Origin of the sequence: Aeromonas sp. s13 (assembly GCF_040907905.1) — a bacterium.
Taxonomy (GTDB): Bacteria; Pseudomonadota; Gammaproteobacteria; order Enterobacterales; family Aeromonadaceae; genus Aeromonas; species Aeromonas veronii.
This window is the reverse complement of the sequence record NZ_JBFOCS010000042.1, coordinates 11,001-34,609: the sequence shown is the minus strand read 5'-3', so window position 1 is coordinate 34,609 and position 23,609 is coordinate 11,001. Positions and strand designations below refer to the sequence as shown.

The window sequence follows — 23,609 nt, the reverse complement described above, 5'->3', positions numbered from 1 at the left end:
AAACCGCAGCCCTTGGGCTGCGGTTTTTTTCATTGAATGATGAAGTCGATAGTTTTTCCGAATATTTTCTCCGATTCATCCTGATATGTAGATATATCATCTGCAAACAGTACATAAAGATTTTTAATCGCTCTGGAACATGATACGTATAATAAGTTTCTCTGACCGATATACTCTTCAGGAGTTAAAAAGTATCGTTCAAAATATTGAGGATCTCTATTAAATGAGTTTTCAATGACGACAACGACGTTGTCATATTCAAGACCTTTTGAACCATGACATGTATGATATCTTACTGATGATTTAATTGATGCTGTAATATACTCATGCCATTTTGAAAACTGCTGAAAATCAGTGTTGATGATTCTTTCTATAAATTCTATTCTTGTTTCTTCATCCCAACTTAAATTTTCAGGGAGGCTATTATATATGTAGTCATGTAGTGAACTTATAGTTAGTTCTTGTAGATTACGTGGTTTGGATTGAATAATAAGGTCACTTATTATATCGTTAGGGTGTTCAGTTATTATTTTGTTTAAATGCTGTATGTATTCGCCAAGATTTCTGTGTCTAACTAAGGCTAGTTCTCTCAATCGCGATATATACTCTCGAGATTCCTTTATCGTAACATTTTCTCTGCTAGAGGGAAGAATCGAATTGATAGGGCATGATTCATCACTCTGTTCTAATATTCTCGATGGAGAAATTAAATTGGCGATGTCACGTATACACCAGTGAAGTCTTCTTGGATCTGTGCTTATAGTTTTTTGAGCTACTTCATCATGGCGGAAAAAATTCTTGAAAGAGTCGTAGAGATCTTTAAATCCTGAGAGCTCTGCTAAAGAGTCATTTTTTAAAACTAAAAAATCTACAGGGCGATCTTTAATTACTTCACTGCAAAATCGCAGAATTATATTCTCTATTGATAAACTTAGATTGTTGGTAATTTTGTAAGCGGACACGTGCCCACCATCGGCACTGTTATAAATAGATTGCTGAGGCTCAGAACGTCTAATTAAATTTATAACCTTGATTATTTCATTGAGGGAGCGTCTATTTATGTTTTTATTAATTTCAATAAGATCTTTATGAACAGAATATATCTTATCACCGACGCCATCAGCATATATTGTTTGAGCCTCGTCACCAAAATACCCTACAGTAAAATTATAGCCTTTAGATTTTGAATGATCTTGAAGTAGATTAAATGTTTTTATCACAAGTTCATGAGTGTCTTGAAACTCATCTATAAGAACGAAAGGGTGGCTCGCTATAAATATCTCTTTTAGTACAACATATTTGCTAAATAATTTATGTGTATATTCTAAAAGAGTATCATGGCTAAAATACATTTTGTACAAGATATCTATATTAATATCCGGTGTGTATTGTATTTTATTTATCTCTCCTTGTTCAATTTTATGCTTTGCCTGTTTTAGTTTCTCTATCAATCTTAATATCTTAAAGGATTCTTTGAATCTTCCTGTATTTTTATTTAATGTATATCCGATAGATTTAAGTTCATCTGAAAACTCAGCTATTATTTCATTGGCCCTTGAGAGTTTCTTTAACCGGTTACTATTTTTATCATTGAGTGAAAATGACCGTAAATCATCGCCGTGATTACTCCCAGATAAAATCCAATCCAATAAATTGTTTTCTTTGAGTTTTGAGTTGAGAGTTGATATCTCTGATTCTATTTTTTCTTTATGTATGTCTATTAATGCATTTTGTTGTGATTTTATGGTTTCCCAAAGGAAATCATGTATTGTCGATATGTGGCAGAGTTCAGAATAGTTACCAAGTCGTTCTTTGATTTCATTTGCAGCAGCGTTTGTATAAGTTATACATACAAACTTCTGATTATTTACTATAGCCATATGACTATGGTAAGCAATAAGATGTTGTAGACACTGAATTAAAGAATAGGTTTTCCCTGAACCAGCTCCAGCTTTAAAGATGAAACTAGCCTTGCTATCTAACGTAGATCTTAATTTATAAAATATTTCTTTTTCTGTGGTAAGAAGATCACTATTCTCTTTTAGGTTGTTCATTTTTCATGACCTTCATGCAGTTAGTTGAGATGTTAACCATGATAAACCACTGGTCACATAATTAGGTAGGATAGGTAGTAACTTTAAATCTTTTTGGTTTGTCATTTTAAATAGTAAAGTGTTTGCAAACTCACTTTTATTTTTTGAAAGTCGATATTGCCATTCATATGATTTGTTTTTGAGTTCTTCTTTGTCTACAGAAAACTGCTTTGACACTTGAGGAAATATCTTTGATAGAGTTTCTTGTACTATAGAATTTTGATAGTTGGTTAAGATGATCGCCTCTTCGAAGCTAGTGGGATAAAATCCATTAATAGCTTCATTTTGATATGCGAGATAAAACATATCTTCTTTAATTGGAGTTAGCATATTATTTAAAAATAACTCTTCAATTATGCCGTCCTTGGGAAGATATTTGATCAACACAGCATTTGTTGTCTTTCTTTTTTCTAGGCTTACTACTTGATCCTTATCTCCATCATCTCTTTGTATGTCTATGTCTGTGATCGTTAGACAGGGGATTTCTAAAAAATTAATCAATGGTTTATATATATGAGCGAAAGCACCGTTGATATTAAAAATAGAAATGCATTTTTTAGAAAGGATAGGGTCATTATCAATGTAGTGATGAAGCAAAGTTTCCTCTGTTATACCCTCTGTCATTATTATTGCATCAGCGTAAAATAAATCAGCACATTTTGACTTTAAATGTTTTTTTAGAAAATGAAACTCATCTTCATTCAGGAAAATATTTTCAGGCGATTCTATGGTACTGGTGTTTTTTAATGTTATGACACTATCTCTTAAAGGCTTTATAATACAACTATTACTGGATGTGTTTTTTATGTAGTTGATATTATTAAATGAACCGCTGTGCTGTATCTTACTGTTCAAAATATGTGGTGAGTGTGTAGTTATTATTAATTGTAAATTAATTGATTTTTCTTGGCTCTCTAAAATAGCACTAATAGCATCATCAATGTTTTTTATGAATAGTTCTTGCATTTGGGGGTGCATAAAACATTCAGGTTCTTCAATAAAAATAAGGTTAACTTTTCCACTGTGTTGATCTTCTTCGTATTTCTCTATGAAGTCTATCACTTCGCCAATGATTTTTATCAGGTTTGAATATCCTAAGCCAAATTGACTTTCTGGAATGTAATGGTTTCTATCTTTATATTCATACGTGATTATGTTTTTTAGGATAGAGTCTAAAGTCAGCTCCGGTTGTAAATTTACAGCTAAGTTTCCATTGTCTATAATTCCATGTAAGACCTTGTTAACAAATGTACTATGTGGAGTGCTTATATTTTCTTTAACAAGGTTGTTTATATCTATTATGCTTCTGTCAATATTATTATCTTGGTTAGGTTCATCAGAACGTGAGTTGAGTTCACTTTGCTTTTTTATTTTATATTTAATGATTTTATTGAAAATGTTGGATAGATCTGTTTTTTCATCCCTGAAATTTGAATTTATCAGTTTTAGTTCCAATGCATTTCGTATTGAGAATTCACTGTTAGATAATATCATTCCTGATGAATTACGGATTTCTTTCTTGAAATCTGTATTTGATAATAAAGCCAGGGTTTCTCTAAATAAAGTGTCTTCATCTTTGTATTTAGATATAAGCAGTCTGATCTGATCACTAAAAAACTGTTCATCTTTAATTTTATAGTTAATCGATACCTCAAAGTCTAACGTTCCTGACTCTATTGATTTTATATCTAATATATTTTTGAAATTATATAGGCACTCTGATTCTGACTCTTCACTTAAACTTATTAAAAGGGTAAATTTCATATAGGGGGTTAAGGGCGGAGATAAATCTTGGTTTTCCTTATAAGATAAAAGAACATCACTGATGTGCGAGTAATTAAAGTCATTTCCTGATAATCTTGATTCACTTAATATTTTATTGAGACATGATGATATTGTTGTCTTCCCTGAATTGTTTTTACCTATTATTAAAGTTGTTGAGTGGGCAATGCTCGGGCTTTCTTCGCTATTTTCATTGTTGGTGATAGGATTGTTTTTTACAAAATATATACTGCTGCCAACTTTATCAAATTTTCTAAAGTTTATTATTTTCAGTTCTTTCAGATACATATTAGCCCCTATCAAAATATAATAGTATATATTTAGGTTGAATTGTGTGGTTAATTGGATTTGTGAGGTATTCTATAAATGTGTTTGTATCACGAATAAATTCTTACTCGCTGGTCTTCAATATAAGTTGATCCCCTGATAAATGGGGGGGATAAGACTTTTGGTGTTATTTGCCAAAGAGAGCAGGTCTTTCCAAAGTCACTCGCCAAGCCGCGCAGCGGCGGCGAAACCCCGTCGAGGACGGAGTCCTCGTGTCCTGCATGGCGAAGCCATGCCAATTAGGGGGGCGATATTCCGCTATGCAATGACGTTACCGACCCCTCACCCTAGCCCTCTCCCGCAAGGGGAGAGGGGACGGTTACCGCGGACGATTACGCTTCGCTAATCGACCCTACGCTAAAGTCGCTACCGCCCCTGACTGTCGCTACCAGATTGCGCCGTTGACCATTGATCTCGGAAAGGGGTCAACAGACGCCCGTCGCCATATTACGGAGCCAGAATGGTCTTATCTATGGTTTTGATTGGCTAACTATCAGAAAAGAGTGATTTTTTGCGCTGGCACAAACTTTTATTAATTAGCGATTAGTTGTTGGTTGCCGGGGTTTGGTCGTGGCGGGGCGGTGGGGTGACGCCGCGAGAGGCGTGCAAACGGTAAAAAGAGGGGAGCGCAAACAGTAAAAAGTGAAGGGGCCCGCTGTGGGCCCCTTGTTGTTGGCGCTCGATGCCGCTATTTGGCGGCGGGGGTTGGGAAGTATTTGCTGTGCAGCAGCGGGTATTCGCTGCTCGCCAGCACCTGGGTCAAGCCGGTCTGGAACTCCTTGACCAGCTCGTCGCTCACCGGATGGCTGAAGGCGAAGCAGAACTGCTCCGAGCTCAGTACCCACTGCTCCTTGAAGCGGGCGGGATCGAGTTTTTGTTCGACGATCAGCTGCTCCATGGTGGTCTTGTTGGTGGAGACCAGATCGACCCGGCCTGAGGTGAGCATCTTCAGCGCCTGTGCCAGCCGGTTGGCGGCCATCAGCTTGGTCTCGTCAAAGCCGTTGTTGAGCAGCAGTTGCTCCCCCACATCGGCTCGCACCGCCCCGATATTGAACGCCTTGGCATCGTCGAGCTTGGTGATGGTGATATTGCGATCGGCCAGCCCCACCAGCACGATCTCGGCATACCCGATGGGGCAGGCCCACTTGAACAGGGGATCCCGCGCCTGGGTGCGGGCGGTGGAGAAGAGCACCGCATTGGGCTTTTGGGTCAGCAGGTAGTAGCCGCGCGCCCACGGCATGATGGTGATGGGTTGCGCCGGGGTATTGGTCTTTTTCCACACCAGTTGCAGCAACTCGACTGCGAGGCCGGTGGGGGCGCCGCTGGCATCGGCGTAGTTGTAGGGTTTGTACTCTTCGGTGATGTAGTGCAGTTTGCCAAGCTCAGGACTCGCCTGTGCGAGGGTGGCCAGCAGCGCCCCGGCCAATCCAATCCATGGTTTCATTTTTGCCATCCTGAGCAAGGGAATATCTGCTCAAGTGTGACCAAGCTGGCTGATTTCGCCAAGGCGACGGAGCATGTTTGGCAAAAAAGCGCGGGCGCATGCCGCCATCTTGCGCCCTATGTCGGCGGCGATCAGGGCGTTAGCGCAGCGGCAGGTATTTGGCTTGCAGGGCCGAGAAATCCGCCGAGGCGACGACGTGGGTCAGCGCCTGCTGAAAGAGGGCGACCTCGCTGTCGGGCACCTGACGGCTGAAGGCGTAGCAGAGCGGTCTGGCATCCAGCACGAAGGCGACATGAAAGTCATCCGGCTTGAAGCCGAGCTGCTGCAGAGTTTGATAGCCCGCCAGCTTGTTGGTCGCAAACAGATCGGCGCGACCTGAGGTGAGCATCTTGGCCGCCTGGGTGAGGCGGTTGGCCAGCATCAGCTGGCGCTCATCGATACCGCGCTCGAGCAGCAGCTGTTTGGAGACGGTGGAGCGCACTACGCCGACCTTGTAGCGGCTGATCTCGGCCTCCGAGGCGAGGGTGATGTTGTCCGCCTTGCGCCCCAGCAGCACAAACTCCGAGTGATCGATGGGGCAGGCCCACTTGAAGAGTGCTTCCCGCTGCGGGGTGCGGGCGGTGGCAAACAGCACCACATTGGGTTTTTGTTGCAGCAGGTTGTAGCCTCGGGCCCAGGGCAGAATGCGGATTGGCTGGGGCGACACGCCGCGCGCTTTCCAGATAAGCTGCATCAGCTCTACCGACAATCCGGTTGGCATCCCTTGTTGGTCGCTGAAATTAAACGGGGGAGAGATTTCGCTCAGATACTCGAGCTTGCCCGGATCGGCCTGCGCGAAGGTGGCCCACAAGAGCAGTAGCAGATGAGGTAAGTGCCATGTCCGCACGGGAAAGATCCTTCACAATCAACTATGTAGCCCAGTTTGACTGCTTGTGGCGGGAATAGCTAGCCACCTCTATTGCATCTTTCATCAATAAAATGGGCAGCGAACCGCTGCCCATCGGGTGAGTGAGTGCTCAGCGCACCGGCAGGTATTTGGCCTGCAATTTGCGAAACTCCTCCGAGGCGAGGGCGCGGGTCAGGCCCTGCTGAAAGAGGGTGATCTCGCTGTCGGGCACCTGACGGCTGAAGGCGTAGCAGAGCTGCTCGGCGCTCAGCACCATGGCCACATTGAAGTCGTCGCTGCTCAGCTTCAGTTCGCGGATGGCGTCATATCCTGCCAGCTTGCTGGTGGCGAGCAGGTCGGCGCGGCCGGAGAGCAGCATCTTCAACCCCTGCGACAGGCGGTTGGCCGGGATGATGTTGTTGTCATCCATGCCGTTGTTGAGCAGCAACTGCTCGGCGGCATCCGAGCGCACCGCGCTGATCTTGTATTGGCTCATCTGTTCGAAGGCGGTCAGGGTGATGTTCTGCGCTTTGCGGCCCAGCAGTATGTACTCCGAGTAGCCGATGGGGCAGACCCACTTGAAGAGATCCTCCCGCGCCTGGGTGCGGGCGGTGGAGAAGAGCACCACGTTGGGCTTCTGGGTTAGCAAGTAATAACCTCGTGCCCAGGGCAGGATGCGCACCGGCTGGGGTGTCACGCCGCTGTGTTGCCAGATCATCTGCAGCAGATCGACCGCAAGGCCGGTGGGCTGGCCTTGCGGATCGCTGAAGTTGTAGGGGGGGTACTCTTCGGTGAGGTACTCGAGCTTGCCCAGATCAGCCCGTGCCGTCGAGGCCCAGCAGAGCAGCAACAGATGACAGATCAGCCATATCCTCATTGGGAACATCCTTAGCGATCAACCTTCCCTTGAGTGTGACCATGAACAGAGTAAATAGCCACTCACTGCCATTACCAGCGGGCGCGGATCTGCCCGATGGGCTGGTAGGCCTCATCCCGCAGCCCCACCAGCAGGGTCTTGCCATCCGCCTGCAGCCGGAACTCGCCGTAGCGGGCCATTTCGTACTGCTCCCCCGTGCCTTCTTCAAAGAAGTAGGCATCGGGGCCAATCTGCCACTGCCGCTCGCTCTGGTGCACCTGCAATAGCCGCTCATCGCTGGCGAGCCGATCCGGTTTGCCATCGGCCACCAGAGTGGCCACCTGATGGGCATCGAGGCGGATCACCAGGGTGTCGCTGCCCTTGTTTTGAGTCGCACGGGCGTCGCGGCTGGTCAGCTCGCGGGCAATTTCGTAGTTGAGCCGCATGTAATCCCCCTGCATCAGGGAGCGGGGATCGACCGGAGCGAGCCGCAGCAGCACCACTTCGCCGCTGCTCATGGCGTGCTCATAGCGCCAGACGGTGGCATTGATGCCTGCCAGGATGGCGAGACCGCTCAGCAACAGGGCGAGCTGTCGGGTGACGGGTTTCATGAGTCGCTCCTTGCCGCGAAGGTGGTGAGCAGCTGGCGAGCCCCCAGCAGCAGGATGCCGGAGCCCAGCAGCAGCCAGGATTTGGTCATCAGGGTGAGCCCCAGATCGTAGTAATAGAGCGAGCCATAGCCGAGCAGCAGCAAGGCCGAGAGGGTGATCAGCCCCAGACTGCCGGCATAAAACCCGAGGATCAGCACCAGTGCGCCTGCCCCCATGCCGGGGATGATGGCGCTGATCAGCACCAGCGGCAGGCCAAACAGCAGCGGGAGCCTCAGCTTCACCATCACCGCCAGCAGCAGGGCGGCGCAGATCAGCGGATTGAGCCAGAGTGGCAGGCGGGACAGCCCCAGCTCGTCCAGCACGCTGCTGCCACCATCCCACAGCGGGTGGTGCAGACGGCCCAGCACCAGCAGGGAGAGGGCCAGCCCCAGCGTGATGGAGTGGTAGAGCTGGTGACGCTCTGGATCCCTATCTGCCCGCAGCCAGCAGAAGGTGATGGCCGCCATCAACAGCGGCAGGGCCAGCAGTTGCAGCCCGAGGCAAGCGAGGCCAAGGGTGAGCAGCAGGGCCGCCGCCACGCTGTGAAACAGCCGCACCAGCCAGTGATCGAACAGCACGGCGATGGCAAGGGAGAGCAGGCACAGACCGAACCAGAGCAGGGCGTGATGGAGATCCAGCTGATCGAGCAGGCCATAGAGCAGCCAGGCATCGGCCGCCAGGGTGAGGGCCAGTACGAACTGATCCCAGAGATCGCCGCTTTGGCTGCGATTGAGGGCGTAGGCCCCCGCCAGCAGCACGGTCCCGAGCAGCAGGGCACTGTTGGCCTCGCGGGTCAGCTGCTCGAAGGTGAGAAACAGGAAAAAGAGCAGGAACAGGGCGGCAATCCAGCCCACAAGCCCGAGCAGAAAGCGGCTCGACCAGTGGGGTTGGGTATCACGGGGCATCTCCCCTTCCACCAGATTGGCCTGTTGCAGTGCTTGCCAAAGGGTCAGATCACTCATGAGATCTCCGTTGTTGTTGCAGCCAGCGGGCGGCGGTGACCGAAAGGCCGATGGCGATCAGGCTCAGCAGCAAAAAGCCGTTGATGTCGGGCTCCATCCACTTGCCCAGCGCCGCGAGGATGACGGCAATCAGGCTGAGGCACCCCATGGCGAGTCCGGCGATAAATCTGTGATGCCAAAGGGCATAGGCCGCAGCGAGCCAGCCAAGCCAGAGCGGCCACACCAGCGCAGAGGCGGCATCAAACAGCGCCAGCAGGGTGAGCAGGGTGGCCCCCAGACCGGCAGCCAGACCCGCCAGCCAGCTTGGCATCAGGCGCCAGCGGTTTGGCGCCAGCAGAAGCAGACCCCAGAGGGCGGCATTGAGCAGGGTCAGGCACCAGCCCAATCCCTCTTCATCGAAGGTAAAGAAGAACGTGAACAAACCGAGCCGCCAGTAGAGCACCAGCGCCAGCTGACCGAGCAGCCAGCTCAAGGTCCAGAGCAGGGGGTTTTGGCCAAATACCGCCAGTGGCACCAGCATCAGCGCCCAGGTGGCGAACAGCTGCCAGGGATCGGCGCCGGTCTGGTAGGTTTGACCCACCAGCGCCAGCAGGGCGCCGATATTGAGGGCGATAGCGAGCAGCAGCGCCTTACGGGGGGTATCCCCCAGCGGTTTGCGCCACAGCAGAAGCAGCATGGCGAGCAGCGGTGCCTCCAGCAGCGCAAGGCGGGAGACCCGGCCCAGTTCCTGCCAGTTGAAGGCGACGAAGAAGATGAGGCCAGCCCCGATACAGAGGGTGCCGAGCCAGAGCAGCAGCCGGTCAAACAGCCACTGCCAGCGCGCCGGATGGGGGGGAAGATCTGCGAGGGTCAGGGCGTCCACCAGCTTCTCTGGCGCCAGCCGTCCTTGTTTGACCCATTCGAGAAGCGTTTCTCTTGATACGTTGTGCATGGGGGGACTCCGCGAGGTTTGCCCCATTATGGCATGAGGCACCCGCAACCGTGCACTGCCCCTTGGCTCTACGGCTGGTGGTTGCGACAGCGGGTTACGCAATAGACACAGCAGTAAACAAAAAAGCCCTCCACAGGGGAGGGCTTGGTCATCGGGTACGGGCCATCAGGCAAAGATCAGGGTGCTCACCCCGAGGCCGACGAAGAGGATGGCGCAGGCGATGCGGATCCCCTTGAGCGGCAGCTTGTCTGCCCCCAGCTTGCCGATCAGCACCACAGGCACGTTGGCCAGCATCATGCCGAGGGTGGTACCGGTAATGACCTGCACCAGCGAGTCATACTTGGCGGCCAGTAGCACGGTGGCAATCTGGGTCTTGTCGCCAATCTCGGCAATAAAGAAGAGCACGAAGGTGGCCATAAAGGGGCCGTATTTATCGAGCGGGCTCTCCTCGTCATCCATCTTGTCCGGCACCAAAATCCAGATAGCCATGGCGATAAAGGCGATGGCGACCAGCCAGGTCATTATCTTGGGATCGAGCCAGCGGCTGATGAACTCGCCAATCCAGGCAGCGCCCGCATGGTTGAGCAAGGTAGCCGCCAGCATGCCGGCGATGATGGGCCAGGGCTTGCGAAAACGGCAGATGAGCAGCAACGCCAACAGCTGGGTTTTATCGCCGATTTCGGCAATAGCGACGCTGAGGGTTGAGGTTAACAAAGCTTCCATAAAAATGACCGGGGGACGGAATTGTTATAAACCAAAGACAAGCCTGCGCCATCCGTCCCCGGTATTGGCACTGGCCCGTCAAAGGTCTTGTCAAATCCATGGCTGGCATGGATCACCCTGACCATGGTGATTTGGCACCAAGTATGTTGATCAGGGTCGCAAACCGGTATTCATGCAATGGATGGCACCGGCGTGCGAGACTACTCCCCCTCGATGGGAGCGGGCATTCTAGGGAAAAACCGCATGAGTGACAAGGGGATCAGCCACCCACCAGCTTGACGCTGAAACCGGCTTTCTCCAGCTCGGTTTTGATCAGGTCCCGTTTATCCCCCTGGATCTCGATCACTCCCTCCTTGATACCGCCTCCGGTGCCGCACTTTTTCTTGAGCAGGGTGGCCAGGGATTTTTGCTGATCGGCGGGTACGCCATGAATGGTGATCACCCCGGCACCCTTGCGCCCCTTGGTCTCGCGGCGAATGCGCACGGTGCCGTCGGTGGGGAAGGGGGAGGCGGATTGGGGAGCGCTCTGCTCCTTGAGCATGCCGCCATCTGTGCTGTAAACGAGGCGGCTGTTGTTGTCGTGACTCATGGCATTACTTTATGGGTTAGCTAAGCGGAGTTTGATTTTACTCAAATAAAAGTTGAAGACACAGCTTATAATGCCCCAAGTAAAAGCGAATTATTATTGTTTAACTTCAGGAGTCAGTCATGGTACTCACGCAGTTGTCACCGGGACAGAGTGCTCGCATCAAGAATATGAATCAGCTCGCCCGGCCGCTGCGCCGCAAACTGATGGTGATGGGCCTGTTGCCCCAGACTGAAGTCATCTATCTGCGCTCCGCCCCCCTGGGGGACCCGCTCCAGATCCAGTGCCAGGGGATCTGTCTCTCCATGCAAAAGAGTCTGGCCCAGCAAATAGAAGTCGAGCCGGTATAACCCCCTGTTCGGCTACCGCTCCGGTCAAGAAACGTCACCGGGATCGGTTCAGAGACAAGAAGTCGAACCTGCAAAGCGGCTTGCCACACACGCGGCGGGTTCAGAAGAAAATAGAGGTAGAGCTGGTATGAATTATTCCCTGGTAACGGTAGGTAACCCCAATAGCGGCAAGACCTCCCTGTTCAACGCCCTGACCGGCGCCCGCCAGCAGGTAGGCAACTGGAGCGGCGTCACCGTCGACAAGAAGATGGGTGAGTTCAGTGCGGGTGAACATCACTTCAAGCTGATGGATCTGCCCGGCATCTATAGCCTGGCCAGTCAGGATGGCAGCTTGGACGAGCAGATCGCCAGCCGCTTTGCCCAGGGCCAACAACCCGACCTGCTGCTCAACGTCATCGACGCCGCCAATCTGGAGCGCTCCCTCTACCTCACGCTGCAACTGCGCGAACTGGGCCTGCCCATGGTGGTGGTGCTCAACAAGCTGGATATCCTGCAAAAGCGCCGCATCGTCATCGACGAGAGCAAGCTCGGCAAATCCCTCGGTTGCCCTGTAGTGGCCCTCTCTGCCCACAACAGCAAGCAGGTTGCCGCCTTCAAACAGCAGATCCGGCAGTTTATCGGTCAGCCGCAAGCCGCCTTGCAGCTCGATTACGGCCACGCGCTTGAAACCGATCTGGCGGAGTTGGAGACCCTGCTCGCCCCGCATCACCTCACTGCTCGTGGTCGCGCCCTGCGCCTGCTGGAAGAGGATGCGGTGATGCAGGAGACCCTGCTGCCCGGTCAGCAGGCGGCCGCCGCCAATGTAGTGGCTCGCGCCCATCAGGGACAGGATATCGACCTGCAACTGGCGGATATTCGCTACGGCCATATCCACCAGTGGGTACAACAGGCTCGTCAGCAGAAGGGCAAGCTCACCGAGGCCCAGAGCGAGTGGCTGGATCGGGTGCTGCTCAATCGCTGGATTGGCATCCCCTTCTTTCTGTTTGTCATGTACCTGATGTTCCTGTTTGCCATCAACGTCGGCAGCGCCTTTATCGACTTCTTCGACATCATGGGCGGCGCCCTGTTTGTCGATGGGGTGCACCACCTGCTGGGGCTGGTCAATGCCCCCGAGTGGCTGGGCGCCATTCTGGCTGATGGCTTTGGTGTCGGCTTGCAGACCGTCGCCACCTTTATTCCGGTGATTGGCTGCCTCTATCTGTTCCTCGCGGTGCTGGAGAGCTCCGGCTATCTGGCCCGTGCCGCCTTCGTGGTGGATGCCCTGATGCGCCGCCTCGGCCTGCCGGGCAAGGCGTTCGTGCCGATGCTGATGGGCTTTGGTTGTACCGTCCCCTCGGTGATGGCGACCCGTACCCTCAACTCCGAGCGGGAGCGGCTGATGACCTCCGCCATGGCCCCCTTCATGTCGTGCGGTGCCCGTCTGCCGGTTTACGCCCTGTTTGCGGTGGCCTTCTTCCCCGAGTCAGGTCAGAACCTGGTGTTCGGTCTCTACCTCATCGGCATTCTGGTGGCGGTGCTCACCGGCCTGTTGCTGCGCAGCACCCTGCTGCCGGGCAAGAGCGACTCCATGCTGATGGAGATGCCGGATTACGAGTGGCCGCGTCCGGTCAACGTTGCCATCAAGACCTGGCAGAAGCTTAAATCCTTCGTCTTTGGCGCCGGTAAAACCATCGTACTGGTGGTTGCCGTGCTGAGCGTGCTCAATTCCCTGGGTACCGATGGCAGCTTTGGCCATCAGGAGCAGGAGAGCTCGGTCCTGAGCAAGATCAGCCAGGCGGTGACCCCGGTGCTGCACCCCATCGGTGTACGCGATGACAACTGGCAGGCCACAGTCGGTATCGTCACCGGTATCTTCGCCAAAGAGGCGGTGGTCGGTACCCTCAACAGCCTCTACGCCGGTGGTGGCGATGCAGAGGAGGAGAGTGAGTTCTCGCTGGTGGCCAGCTTCCACGAGGCGATCGATGCCGTGGCGGCCAATCTGGCGGAGATCAACCCGAGTGACCCCATGGGGCTTGATGTTGGCAACCTTGACGACCAGAAAGCTGCCGCCGAGGCGCAGGAGGTAGATGTCTCCACCTACGGCAATATGCAGACCCACTTCGACGGGGCGGCCGGTGCCTTCGCCTATCTCTTGTTCGTGCTGCTCTACATGCCTTGCGCCGCCGCCATGGGCGCGCTGGTGCGGGAAACCGGTCGCCAGTGGGCGCTGATGACGGCGGTATGGTGCAACTACATGGCCTTTATGTGCGCCACCCTCTTCTATCAGGTGGCCACCTTCGCCGCTCACCCGGAGCAGAGCCTGTTCTGGATCGTCAGCTATGGCCTCTCTCTGGTACTGCTCTGGTGGGCCGGTCGCCGTCACGGTGACATCGTTGCCCGCAAGGTGGTGACCTTATGATCCTGCGCGAGCTGGGGGATTACCTCGCCGCGCAGCAGAAGGTGAGTCGGCGTGATCTGGCTCGCCACTTCCACACCTCGGAAGATGCGGTGGAGGCCATGCTCGGCGTCTGGATGCGCAAGGGGCGGGTCATCAAGCGTGAAAGCCGTGTCTGTGGTGGCAGTTGCTGCGGCAAGAGCGAGGAGGTGATGTTCGAGTGGTGTGACGCGGGCCAGATTGGCATCAAGATCCGCTAAACGACTACCCAACCTCATCACCAAACATCGAACAATAAAAAACGGCAGACCCTGCGCAAGGGTCTGCCGTTTTTATTGCTGAAAACAGGCGAGGTCAGGCGCTCTGGCGAGTCTCGCTCAGCAGTGCCAGCGCCGGTTGGGCGTTGTCCGGCATCAGCCGGTAGGCCTTGTGGTGTTTGACCAGGGTGGTCTTCTTGTTGCCCTGGCTCAGCAGCAGGCCGTGTTTGAAGGCCGCCTCGGCTAGCACCTTCTCGTCACCGCGCACATAGAGGGTGAGGGGTTTGACAAGCTCACCGTCCTCGATATGGCCTGCATATTCGCTATGGCTTACCACCAGACTGGCCTGACCGCCAGATTGTAGGCGCAGCTTGGCATTCACCTCGCTTTCGGTCAGCACCAGCCAGCCTGCTGCCGTCAGCTCATCCAGCAGGGCTGCCAGCTTGGCCCCCAGTTGTTGCGGGTTGGTCATGGCGCATTGGTATTGGAAGGCGATGCGCTCCAGCAATCCCTTGAGATCGGCGCCCGCACCCAGCGTGCGGCCAAGCTGCACCCAAGCTTTCAAATCTTCCATCACCAGACGGGAGAAGCGCTTCTCCTTGAGGGCGTCGGCCATCCAGGAGCAGAGAAAGTGGCTCTCTTGCGCCGGAGTGCGCTTGCCCGCCTTTTGTTCGGCGGTGCGGGCCAGTTCGGCCAGGCTCTGGGTGGCCATCTCGAGCAGGGCCTGATTGTAGGTAGGAGAGGTCATAAGCAATCCTTGAGTTGACCACCAGGGGCCAACACCGATGACAGAGATGGCAAAGGCGCCAGTGGCGCCTTTGCGGTTCAATAGAGCAACTGCCCGCCTTATTTCGGCTGACGGGGCTTCTTGGCTGCAGCCAGACGCTTGAGGCGCTGACCCTGCAGCTTGGCTTCGGCCATCACCTGGGCTACGGCGTTATCTCCACGCTGCGGGCGCTTGCCAAAGCGACGACGCTCCTGCAGCTGTTTGATCAGCTCGTCACGGCTGCTCACCTCATAGCCCGGTACCATGATGCGACGGATCTTCTGGCCGATCAGGGCCTCGATCTCCAGCAGGGTGCGCTCCTCTTCACGGCTGACGAAGGAGATGGCCATGCCGCGCTTGCCGGCACGACCGGTACGACCGATGCGGTGCACGTAATCTTCCGCCAGGAACGGCAGATCATAGTTGACCACGTATTCCAGGCTCGGAATGTCCAGACCACGGGCGGCCACTTCGGTGGCGACCAGTACCCGTACCTTGCCTTCCATGAATTCGCGCAGGGCGCGGCGACGGTTGCCCTGGGCCTTCTCGCCATGGACAACGGCGGACTTGATGCCGTCGAGGTTCAGCTCCTCGACCAGCACATCACAGCTCTCGCGGGTACTGGCGAACACCAGTACCTGCTGCCAGTTCTGCTTGCCAATCAGCTCTGAGAGCAGCTCGCGCTTGCGCTTCTGTTCGACCGGATAGACGGTGTGGCTGACGGTGTCGGCGGTGGAGTTCTGCTTGTTGACGCTGACGATCTGCGGGCGATCCAGCATCAGGTTGGCCAGCTTCTTCACAGCATCGGAGAAGGTGGCGGAGAAGAGCAGGTTTTGACGGGTCTTGTTGACCGCTTGCAGGATCTTCTGCACGTCGGCGCTGAAGCCCATGTCGAGGATGCGATCCGCTTCATCCATCACCAGACACTCGACGCCGGAGAGGCTGAGGTTGCAGGCTGTGAGGTGCTCCAGCAGACGGCCCGGGGTGGCCACAATGATGTGAGCGCCCGCTTTGAGCTTCTTGGCCTGCACGTCCTGCTTGCCACCGCCGACGATGGTGATGGTGGTGATATCGAGATACTTGGCGAAGTCATTGATGTTGCTCGCTACCTGAGCCGCCAGCTCGCGGGTCGGGGTCAGGATCAGCACACGGGCGTTGGAAGGCTGGACCGGAGCCGGATTGTCTACCAGACGCTGCAAGATGGGCAGGGCGAAGGCGGCGGTCTTGCCGGTACCGGTCTGGGCGCTGGCCAGCACATCGCGGCCACGGCGAATGGCCGGGATCGCCTGTTGCTGCACAGGGGTCATCTCCTGATAACCGCAATCTGAGACAGCACGCAAAATCTCGGGGGCAAAATCGAACGATTCAAATCTCATAATGGGTTCCTGTGTTCCAGCTGGGCTGTGTTTGGCTTGGTTAGCTCGGCATGAGCGAGACGGAGGTTGTAACCACCGACGGCTGCGCCTGACATCAAGTCAGAGAGTGAGCCGGAAAATGGCGGGCGCGAAGTGTAACAGATAGACGTCACAAATTCTGCCTCAAATGGTTGTCCTTTTCTCATCCTTTGTGGTGTGAATGGCGGTTGAAAGCAATCATTTGACTCCCAAAGACCAAGCCAAGAGCAGTGGGATAACGGTTTTGGGCAAGGACGAAAGGGATATCGTTGGATCTGGAACAGTTAAAACGCCAGCTGGAGCAGCTGGGCGAGCGCAATGACAGCATGCAGCAGGCTCGCCAGCGCAAGTTGCTCAATATCACTCGTGACACAGGGGAGTTGCTGTCAGTGCTGGTGCAGACCCGTGGGGCGCAGGCGGTGCAGGAGATCGGCACCTCAAATGGTTACTCCACACTCTGGCTGGCAGAAGCTGTGCGTCGGCTGGAGGGGCACGTGACCACCATTGAGCTGGATGAGGATAAGCGCGTGCTGGCCCATGACAACTTTCAGCAGGCAGGGCTGGCCCCCTGGGTAACATTGCTGGCAGGGGATGCAGGCGAGCTGTTACCGACCTTGCCGCAAGCCGGCTATCAGCTCATCTTCCTCGATTCGGATCGTCAGCACTACCGGGCATGGTGGCCACAGATCTGCCGCCTGCTGGCACCCCGTGGCCTGCTGGTGGTCGATAACGCCATCTCCCATCGCAGCGAGATGGTGGAGTGGATGAACGAGGTCGGGCAGGATCCGGCCTTTGCCACCTCGCTGGTGCCGGTCGGCAAGGGGGAGTGGCTGGTGGTGCGTTTGTAGGGGGTGGGTAGCTACAAAAAATCAGCCCCGCATTGGCGAGGCTGATTGTGAAAGCGCATCAGGGTCTTGGTCGGTCGGATCAGACCGCCAGATAGTCCATGATCCCTTCGGCCGCTTTGCGCCCTTCGTAGATGGCGGTCACCACCAGATCGGAGCCGCGTACCGCGTCGCCACCGGCAAACACCTTGGGGTTGCTGGTCTGGAAGGCATATTCCGCCTGCTCGCGCGCCTTGATGCGATCCCGGTTATCGAGCTCGATGCCGAACTCCGCCATCCAGGGTTGGGGGTTGGGCTGGAAGCCAAACGCCATCACTACCGCATCGGCGGCCAACACCTGCTCGGAGCCCTCGATGACCACCGGATTGCGGCGGCCATTGGCATCGGGTTCACCCAGCTCGGTGCTCACCACCTTGATGCCGACGGTGCGACCGTTGGCATCCAGCTCGACCGCTACCGGTTGCAGGTTGAACATGAACTCAACCCCCTCCTCGCGGGCGTTTTTGACCTCCCGCTTGGAGCCCGGCATGTTCTCCTCGTCGCGGCGATAGGCGCAGATCACCTTGTCAGCCCCCTGACGGATGGCGGTCCGCACGCAGTCCATGGCGGTATCGCCACCGCCCAGCACCACCACCTGCTTGCCAGCGAAGTCGATATAGTCGGCTTGCGCCTTCTCGAACCCCAGCAACCGGTTGGCGTTGGCGATGAGGTAGGGCAGAGCGTCATAGACTCCCGGCGCCTCTTCGTTGGCAAAGCCGCCCTTCATGTATTTGTAGGTGCCGACCCCGAGGAAGACCGCATCGAACTCGCCGAGCAGGTCGGCGAAGGTGATGTCCTTGCCCACTTCGGTCTCGAGTCGAAACTCCACGCCCATTCCCTGGAAGATCTCGCGGCGACGCTGCATCACCTCTTTTTCCAGCTTGAAGGATGGGATGCCGAAGGTGAGCAGGCCGCCGATCTCCGGATACTTGTCAAACACCACCGGGGTGACGCCGTTGCGTGCCAGCACGTCGGCACAGGCGAGACCCGCAGGGCCGGCGCCAATGACGGCGACCCGCTTGCCGGTCTTGACCACGTTCGAGAGATCGGGCTTCCAGCCCATCTCGAACGCCTTGTCGGTGATGTATTTTTCGATGTTGCCGATGGTCACCGCGCCGAAGCGATCGTTGAGGGTGCAGGAGCCCTCACAGAGGCGATCCTGCGGGCAGACCCGACCGCACACTTCCGGCAGGCTGTTGGTCTGGTGGGAGAGCTCAACCGCCTCCAGAATGCGCCCCTCTTTGGCCAGCTTCAGCCAGTTGGGGATGTAGTTGTGGACCGGACACTTCCACTCGCAGTAGGGGTTGCCGCACTCGAGGCAGCGATCCGCCTGCATCTGTACCTGCGGCTGATTGAAGGACTCGTAGATCTCCACAAACTGGATTTTGCGGATCTTGAGCGGCTTCTTGGGCGGGTCAACCCGCTGGACATCGATAAACTGAAATACGTTCTGGCTCATAGGGTTCCCTCCTTATTGCGCCTGGATTCTGAGTTCTGCACTGGAACGGCTGGTGTGACCCAGCAGCGATTTCACGTCGCTGGACTTGGGTTTGATCAGCCTGAACTTGGGCACATAGGAGTCGAAGTTGGCCAGGATCTCCTCGGCGCGCGAGCTGCCGGTCTCATTGAGGTGCGCCGTGATGATGCCGCGCAGGTGCTCCTGATGGATGGTGAGATCCGCCACGTCCAGCAGTTCCACCAGTTCGGGGTTGGTGCGCTTGGCGAAGTTGCCGCATTCGTCGAGCACGTAGGCAAAGCCGCCGGTCATGCCCGCCGCGAAGTTGACGCCGGTCTGACCGAGCACGGTGACGATGCCGCCGGTCATATATTCACAGCCGTTGTCGCCAATTCCCTCGACCACCGCCAGAGCGCCGGAGTTGCGCACCGCGAAACGCTCGCCGGCAGTGCCTGCGGCGTAGAGTTTGCCGCCGGTGGCGCCGTAGAGGCAGGTGTTGCCGATGATGGCTGCTTCGTGGGATTTGAACGCCACGCCGACATGGGGCTTGATCACCAGCTTGCCGCCAGTCATCCCCTTGCCCACATAGTCGTTGGCGTCACCGGTGAGGATCATCTCAAGGCCACCCGCGTTCCAGACGCCGAAGCTCTGGCCTGCGGTGCCGTTGAAGTGCACCTTGACCGGATCCGCCGCCATCCCCTGATTGCCGTGACGTTTGACGATCTCGCCCGAGAGGCGCGCACCCACCGAGCGGTCGGTGTTGCGAATGTCGTAGCGGAACTCGCCACCGCTTGAGGTTTCCACCGCTTCCAGCAGATCTTCCACCATCTTGAGGTTGAGCGGCCCCTTGTCGAAGGTGGGGTTGTGCTGCTGGCTGAACAGGCTGGAGCCTGCCGGCGCAACCGGACGGGCCAGAATGCCGGAGAGATCCAGCTTGGCCTGACGAGCGGTGAGGCCGGGCAGGGCTTCCAGCAGATCGGTGCGGCCAATCAGGTCGGTCAGCTGGGTGACGCCGAGCTGGGCCATCAGTTCGCGGGTCTCTTCGGCGATGAACTTGAAGTAGTTCATCACCATCTCCGGCAGGCCGGTGAAGTGCTCGCGACGCAGCTTCTCATCCTGAGTGGCAACGCCGGTGGCGCAGTTGTTCAGGTGGCAGATCCGCAGGTATTTGCAACCGAGTGCCACCATGGGGCCGGTGCCAAAACCGAAGCTCTCGGCGCCGAGGATGGCCGCCTTGATGATGTCGAGGCCGGTCTTGAGACCGCCATCCACCTGCAGCCGCACCTTGTGGCGCAGACCGTTGGCCACCAGCGCCTGCTGGGTCTCGGCCAGGCCCAGCTCCCACGGGGAGCCGGCATATTTGACCGAGGTGAGGGGGCTGGCGCCAGTGCCACCGTCATAACCGGAGATGGTGATGAAGTCGGCATAGGCCTTGGCCACGCCGCAGGCGATGGTGCCAACGCCAGGCTCGGAGACCAGTTTCACCGACACCAGACAGCTCGGGTTGATCTGCTTGATGTCGAAGATGAGCTGGGCCAGATCCTCGATGGAGTAGATATCGTGGTGCGGCGGCGGCGAGATCAGGGTCACGCCGGGCACGGAATAGCGCAGCTGGGCGATCTGGGCGGTGACCTTGTCACCGGGCAGCTGGCCACCTTCGCCGGGCTTGGCACCCTGCGCCACCTTGATCTGCACTACATCGGCGTTCATCAGGTAGTGGGGGGTGACACCGAATCGGCCGGAAGCCACCTGCTTGATGCGGGAGTTTTTCTCGGTACCGAAACGCTTGGGATCTTCGCCACCTTCGCCGGAGTTGCTCTGACCGCCGAGGCGGTTCATGGCGACAGCCAGTGCCTCGTGGGCCTCTGGGCCGAGGGCACCGATGGACATGGCGGCAGAGTCGAAGCGGGGGAACAGCTTGTCGGCCGGCTCAACCTGATCCAGCGCGACCGGATTGTCGACTTTCTTCAGGGCAAGCAGATCGCGCAGGGTGGCAACCGGGCGCTCGTTCACCAGACGGGCGTACTCTTTGTAATCGGCATAGTTGCCGGAGCGCACCGCCGCTTGCAGGGTCTGCACCACATCCGGGTTATAGGTGTGGTACTCGCCGCCGTGGACGAACTTGAGCAGGCCACCGTGGGGGAGGGGCTTGCGCATCAACCAGGCCTGACGGGCCAGATTGTGCTGATCCTGCTGGATGTCGGCAAAATCGGCACCCTGAATACGGCTCGATACGCCGCGGAAGCAGGTATCGACCACCGACTTGGCCAGACCCACCGCTTCGAACAGCTGGGAGCAGCGGTAGCTGGCGACCGTGCTGATGCCCATCTTGGACATCACCTTGTAGAGCCCCTTGTTGATGCCGTTGCGGTAGTTGACCATGGCCTGGCGCAGGGACATGGTGAGCACGCCCTCTTCAACCTGTTTGGCCAGGGTTTCGTAGGCCAGATAAGGGTAGATGGCGGTCGCGCCAAAGCCCAGCAGCACCGAGAAGTGGTGCGGATCGCGGCAGCTTGCGGTCTCCACCAGAATGTTGGCGTCGCAGCGCAGGTTGTTGTCCACCAGGGTGCGCTGTACCGCGCCCACCGCCATGGCGGCCGGGATCGGCAGGGTATCGGCGCTGATATCGCGATCCGACAGCACCAGCAGCACGGTGCCACTCTTGGCAGCGGTTTTGGCCTCCTCGCAGATGCGCAAGATGGCCGCTTCCAGCCCCTCTTCGGGCTTGAAGTTGAGGCTGATCACCTGATGACGGTAGTACTCGCCTTCCAGTGCCAGCAGCTGGTGGAAGTCGGAGTAGAGCAGGATCGGTGACTGGAACAGCACCCGGTGGGCGTGGCCGAAGGTCTCGTTGAAGACGTTCTGCTCGCGACCGATACAGGTGGCCAGCGACATCACGTGGTTCTCACGCAGCGGATCGATGGGCGGGTTGGTCACCTGGGCAAACATCTGGCGGAAGTAGTCATAAAGGGTGCGCGGGCCGGAGGAGAGCACCGCCATCGGGGTATCATCCCCCATGGAGCCCACCGCTTCCTGACCATTTTCACCGAGAACCCGGATGATCTGATCCAGCTCCTCGAAGGAGTAGCCAAACAGCTTCTGATAGGTTTTCAGCTGGTCGTCGGAGAACTCGCGGCTACCGGTCTGGCTGTCGTCCATCTGCTCGAAGGGGACTAGCCGGCGGCAATGTTTATCCATCCACTGCTTGTAGGTGTGGCGGTTCTTGAGGTCGTCATCGATCTCGAAGCTGGTCCACACCTTGCCGTTGCTGGTATCCACCACGAACAGCTCGCCCGGGCCGACCCGGCCCTTCTCCAGCACTTCGTCCGGGGTGTAGTCCCAGGTGCCGACCTCGGAGGCGAGGGTGATGAACTTGTCCTTGGTGATGACGTAGCGGGCCGGACGCAGACCGTTGCGATCAAGTGCGCAGGTGGCGTAGCGACCATCGGTCATGACGATACCGGCGGGGCCGTCCCACGGCTCCATGTGCATGGAGTTGAAGTCGTAGAAGGCGCGCAGGTCATCATCCATGTTCGGGTGCTTTTGCCATGCAGGCGGGATCAACAGGCGCATGGCGCGGAACAGGTCCATACCACCGGCGAGGAAGAGATCCAGCATATTGTCGAGGCTGGAGGAGTCAGAGCCGGTGGTGTTGACGAACGGGGCCGCTTCCTGCAAATCGGGAATGAGCGGCGTCGCAAACTTGTAACTGCGTGCCTTGGCCCACTGGCGGTTGCCGGCGATGGTGTTGATCTCGCCGTTGTGGGCCAGATAGCGGAACGGCTGGGCCAGCGGCCAGCGCGGGCTGGTGTTGGTGGAGAAACGCTGGTGGAAGACGCAGATGGCCGCCTGCATACGGATGTCGGCGAGATCCAGATAGAAGCGCGGCAAGTCCACCGGCATGCACAGCCCTTTATAGACGGTGACCAGGTTGGAGAGGCTGACCACGTAGAAGTAGTCATCGTTGACGCGCTTTTCGATGCGGCGACGCACGATATAGAGACGGCGCTCGAGATCCTTGTCGACCCAGCCGGGCGGGGCGTTGACAAAGACCTGTTCAATGCTGGGCAGGGAGGCTTTGGCGATGGTACCCAGTACGTTGGTATCGACGGGCACCTTGCGCCAGCCGACCAGACTCAGGGTCTCTTTTTCCAGCTCTTCGTCGATGATGTCGCGGGTCTGCTGGGCCAATACGGGGTCAGGGTTGAGAAACAGCATGCCGACCGCATAGTTGCGGCCAAGGTGCCATCCCTTCTCCTCGGCGACAGCTCTGAAGAAGCTGTCCGGTTTTTGCAGCAGCAGACCGCAACCATCGCCGGTCTTGCCATCGGCGGAGATCCCGCCGCGGTGCTGCATGCGAGCCAATGCTGACATCGCGAGACGGACAAGCTTGTGGCTGGCTTCCCCTTCCATGTGGGCCAACAGGCCGAAGCCACAGTTATCCCTCTCCAGCTTTGGATCATATAGTGACATTGCATTTCTCCCTTGCTCGGCCTTGTATCGCACAGTCATCACCTGACTGCATAAATTGCGATTGGCTCTTGTGGTTCCGTCTGCCTGACGTGGCGAATCTCCAAACTAATGGGATTTTCTGGCGAGGTCAATCGCAGGTCAGGTTTGTCTTCATGGTTACATTCGCATAACAAAATGTCGGGTTAGGGGGATTGGCTCGCAGTTATGGAGTGTTTATTCTGTGTGGTTTTATTTTGTTGGTTAAATATATCGCCATTGACGGGCTCAATGGTGTGCTCGGCGACGATGGGCGAATGTAGTAATTTTACCAACCCTATGCTACCGAGAGCGGAAGTGATCACATTTTCAATATCCCATGCTTGCAATTGTGTGCTGTCGGGTCTCTTTGAATTTTTCATTGTTCAACAGTGGGTTA

At 55.5% G+C, this 23,609-nt stretch carries 18 protein-coding genes; 4 read left to right on the top strand and 14 right to left on the bottom strand.

Translation table 11 applies throughout. From position 1 onward, the window contains the following. Positions 1–29: 29 nt before the first annotated feature. The 10 genes from AB5Y82_RS07545 to AB5Y82_RS07500 all read right to left on the bottom strand — a co-directional run bounded on the left by AB5Y82_RS07545 (position 30) and on the right by AB5Y82_RS07500 (position 11,243). Positions 30–2,054, bottom strand: a complete 2,025-nt coding sequence (locus tag AB5Y82_RS07545) for a UvrD-helicase domain-containing protein (RefSeq protein ID WP_368173823.1) — start codon at positions 2,052–2,054, stop codon at positions 30–32. A gap of 12 nt (positions 2,055–2,066) precedes the next feature. Continuing rightward, on the bottom strand, positions 2,067–4,163 hold the full coding sequence (locus AB5Y82_RS07540) for an AAA family ATPase (protein ID WP_368173822.1): 2,097 nt from the start codon (positions 4,161–4,163) through the stop codon (positions 2,067–2,069). Positions 4,164–4,890: 727 nt separating this feature from the next. Then, positions 4,891–5,646 (bottom strand): ABC transporter substrate-binding protein, encoded by a 756-nt coding sequence (locus AB5Y82_RS07535; RefSeq protein ID WP_042056222.1) that lies wholly within the window; start codon positions 5,644–5,646, stop codon positions 4,891–4,893. Between the two features lie 139 nt (positions 5,647–5,785). Beyond that, positions 5,786–6,532, bottom strand: a complete 747-nt coding sequence (locus AB5Y82_RS07530; RefSeq protein WP_139476603.1) for an ABC transporter substrate-binding protein — start codon at positions 6,530–6,532, stop codon at positions 5,786–5,788. A gap of 130 nt (positions 6,533–6,662) precedes the next feature. Then, on the bottom strand, positions 6,663–7,409 hold the full coding sequence (locus tag AB5Y82_RS07525; RefSeq protein WP_076494799.1) for an ABC transporter substrate-binding protein: 747 nt from the start codon (positions 7,407–7,409) through the stop codon (positions 6,663–6,665). A 71-nt stretch (positions 7,410–7,480) separates the two neighbouring features. After that, positions 7,481–7,999 carry a GDYXXLXY domain-containing protein gene (locus AB5Y82_RS07520; RefSeq protein ID WP_368173821.1) on the bottom strand — a complete coding sequence of 173 codons (519 nt, stop codon included), beginning with the start codon at positions 7,997–7,999 and terminating at the stop codon, positions 7,481–7,483. Further along, entirely contained in the window at positions 7,996–9,000 is a 1,005-nt protein-coding gene (locus AB5Y82_RS07515) for a DUF4401 domain-containing protein (protein WP_368173820.1), read from the bottom strand. The genes AB5Y82_RS07520 and AB5Y82_RS07515 overlap by 4 nt, the downstream gene beginning before the upstream one ends. Beyond that, positions 8,993–9,931: a DUF2157 domain-containing protein gene (locus tag AB5Y82_RS07510; protein ID WP_368173819.1), complete on the bottom strand. Its 939-nt coding sequence runs from the start codon at positions 9,929–9,931 to the stop codon at positions 8,993–8,995. Before AB5Y82_RS07510 ends, AB5Y82_RS07515 begins: the two co-directional genes overlap by 8 nt. A 165-nt stretch (positions 9,932–10,096) precedes the next feature. Further along, complete coding sequence (locus AB5Y82_RS07505) at positions 10,097–10,654, bottom strand: TMEM165/GDT1 family protein (protein ID WP_005346773.1); 558 nt, start codon at positions 10,652–10,654, stop codon at positions 10,097–10,099. 259 nt (positions 10,655–10,913) lie between these two features. After that, complete coding sequence (locus tag AB5Y82_RS07500; RefSeq protein WP_040067739.1) at positions 10,914–11,243, bottom strand: translation initiation factor; 330 nt, start codon at positions 11,241–11,243, stop codon at positions 10,914–10,916. A 119-nt stretch (positions 11,244–11,362) separates the two neighbouring features. On the opposite strand from AB5Y82_RS07500, the gene AB5Y82_RS07495 reads away from it, so the two are divergent. The 3 genes from AB5Y82_RS07495 to AB5Y82_RS07485 all read left to right on the top strand — a co-directional run bounded on the left by AB5Y82_RS07495 (position 11,363) and on the right by AB5Y82_RS07485 (position 14,224). Then, positions 11,363–11,590, top strand: coding sequence for a FeoA family protein (locus AB5Y82_RS07495; RefSeq protein WP_005337384.1), 228 nt, complete (start codon positions 11,363–11,365; stop codon positions 11,588–11,590). 127 nt (positions 11,591–11,717) lie between these two features. Next, a complete protein-coding gene (gene feoB / locus AB5Y82_RS07490; RefSeq protein WP_216953328.1) occupies positions 11,718–13,988 on the top strand; it encodes a Fe(2+) transporter permease subunit FeoB in 2,271 nt (756 codons plus the stop codon). After that, positions 13,985–14,224: a FeoC-like transcriptional regulator gene (locus AB5Y82_RS07485; protein WP_005350974.1), complete on the top strand. Its 240-nt coding sequence runs from the start codon at positions 13,985–13,987 to the stop codon at positions 14,222–14,224. Before feoB ends, AB5Y82_RS07485 begins: the two co-directional genes overlap by 4 nt. A gap of 94 nt (positions 14,225–14,318) precedes the next feature. Here the strand turns inward: AB5Y82_RS07485 and AB5Y82_RS07480 are convergent, their stop codons facing one another. Together AB5Y82_RS07480 and AB5Y82_RS07475 are read right to left on the bottom strand one after the other, a co-directional pair. Next, positions 14,319–14,969, bottom strand: a complete 651-nt coding sequence (locus AB5Y82_RS07480) for a DUF2913 family protein (protein WP_368173818.1) — start codon at positions 14,967–14,969, stop codon at positions 14,319–14,321. Positions 14,970–15,067: 98 nt separating this feature from the next. After that, the gene (locus tag AB5Y82_RS07475) at positions 15,068–16,363 is read right to left on the bottom strand and encodes a DEAD/DEAH box helicase (RefSeq protein WP_323909921.1); all 1,296 of its coding nucleotides are present in this window, start codon (positions 16,361–16,363) and stop codon (positions 15,068–15,070) included. A gap of 287 nt (positions 16,364–16,650) precedes the next feature. Here AB5Y82_RS07475 and AB5Y82_RS07470 point away from each other — a divergent pair, with 287 nt between their 5' ends. Beyond that, positions 16,651–17,229, top strand: a complete 579-nt coding sequence (locus AB5Y82_RS07470) for an O-methyltransferase (protein WP_368173817.1) — start codon at positions 16,651–16,653, stop codon at positions 17,227–17,229. Between the two features lie 79 nt (positions 17,230–17,308). On the opposite strand, the gene AB5Y82_RS07465 is transcribed toward AB5Y82_RS07470, so the two are convergent. Together AB5Y82_RS07465 and gltB are read right to left on the bottom strand one after the other, a co-directional pair. Next, positions 17,309–18,724 carry an FAD-dependent oxidoreductase gene (locus AB5Y82_RS07465; protein ID WP_042056188.1) on the bottom strand — a complete coding sequence of 472 codons (1,416 nt, stop codon included), beginning with the start codon at positions 18,722–18,724 and terminating at the stop codon, positions 17,309–17,311. A 12-nt stretch (positions 18,725–18,736) separates the two neighbouring features. Then, positions 18,737–23,194: a glutamate synthase large subunit gene (gltB, locus tag AB5Y82_RS07460; protein WP_368173816.1), complete on the bottom strand. Its 4,458-nt coding sequence runs from the start codon at positions 23,192–23,194 to the stop codon at positions 18,737–18,739. Positions 23,195–23,609: the final 415 nt, after the last annotated feature.

Excerpts from the sequence above, each read along its gene's own strand:
- AB5Y82_RS07485 (WP_005350974.1), top strand. The coding sequence starts at position 13,985 with ATGATCCTGCGCGAGCTGGGGGATTACCTCGCCGCGCAGCAGAAGGTG.
- AB5Y82_RS07540 (WP_368173822.1), bottom strand. The coding sequence starts at position 4,163 with ATGTATCTGAAAGAACTGAAAATAATAAACTTTAGAAAATTTGATAAA.
- gltB (WP_368173816.1), bottom strand. The coding sequence starts at position 23,194 with ATGTCACTATATGATCCAAAGCTGGAGAGGGATAACTGTGGCTTCGGC.
- AB5Y82_RS07545 (WP_368173823.1), bottom strand. The coding sequence starts at position 2,054 with ATGAACAACCTAAAAGAGAATAGTGATCTTCTTACCACAGAAAAAGAA.
- AB5Y82_RS07520 (WP_368173821.1), bottom strand. The coding sequence starts at position 7,999 with ATGAAACCCGTCACCCGACAGCTCGCCCTGTTGCTGAGCGGTCTCGCC.
- AB5Y82_RS07500 (WP_040067739.1), bottom strand. The coding sequence starts at position 11,243 with ATGAGTCACGACAACAACAGCCGCCTCGTTTACAGCACAGATGGCGGC.
- AB5Y82_RS07475 (WP_323909921.1), bottom strand. The coding sequence starts at position 16,363 with ATGAGATTTGAATCGTTCGATTTTGCCCCCGAGATTTTGCGTGCTGTC.
- AB5Y82_RS07535 (WP_042056222.1), bottom strand. The coding sequence starts at position 5,646 with ATGAAACCATGGATTGGATTGGCCGGGGCGCTGCTGGCCACCCTCGCA.
- AB5Y82_RS07495 (WP_005337384.1), top strand. The coding sequence starts at position 11,363 with ATGGTACTCACGCAGTTGTCACCGGGACAGAGTGCTCGCATCAAGAAT.
- AB5Y82_RS07480 (WP_368173818.1), bottom strand. The coding sequence starts at position 14,969 with ATGACCTCTCCTACCTACAATCAGGCCCTGCTCGAGATGGCCACCCAG.
- AB5Y82_RS07525 (WP_076494799.1), bottom strand. The coding sequence starts at position 7,409 with ATGAGGATATGGCTGATCTGTCATCTGTTGCTGCTCTGCTGGGCCTCG.
- feoB (WP_216953328.1), top strand. The coding sequence starts at position 11,718 with ATGAATTATTCCCTGGTAACGGTAGGTAACCCCAATAGCGGCAAGACC.
- AB5Y82_RS07515 (WP_368173820.1), bottom strand. The coding sequence starts at position 9,000 with ATGAGTGATCTGACCCTTTGGCAAGCACTGCAACAGGCCAATCTGGTG.
- AB5Y82_RS07465 (WP_042056188.1), bottom strand. The coding sequence starts at position 18,724 with ATGAGCCAGAACGTATTTCAGTTTATCGATGTCCAGCGGGTTGACCCG.
- AB5Y82_RS07505 (WP_005346773.1), bottom strand. The coding sequence starts at position 10,654 with ATGGAAGCTTTGTTAACCTCAACCCTCAGCGTCGCTATTGCCGAAATC.
- AB5Y82_RS07510 (WP_368173819.1), bottom strand. The coding sequence starts at position 9,931 with ATGCACAACGTATCAAGAGAAACGCTTCTCGAATGGGTCAAACAAGGA.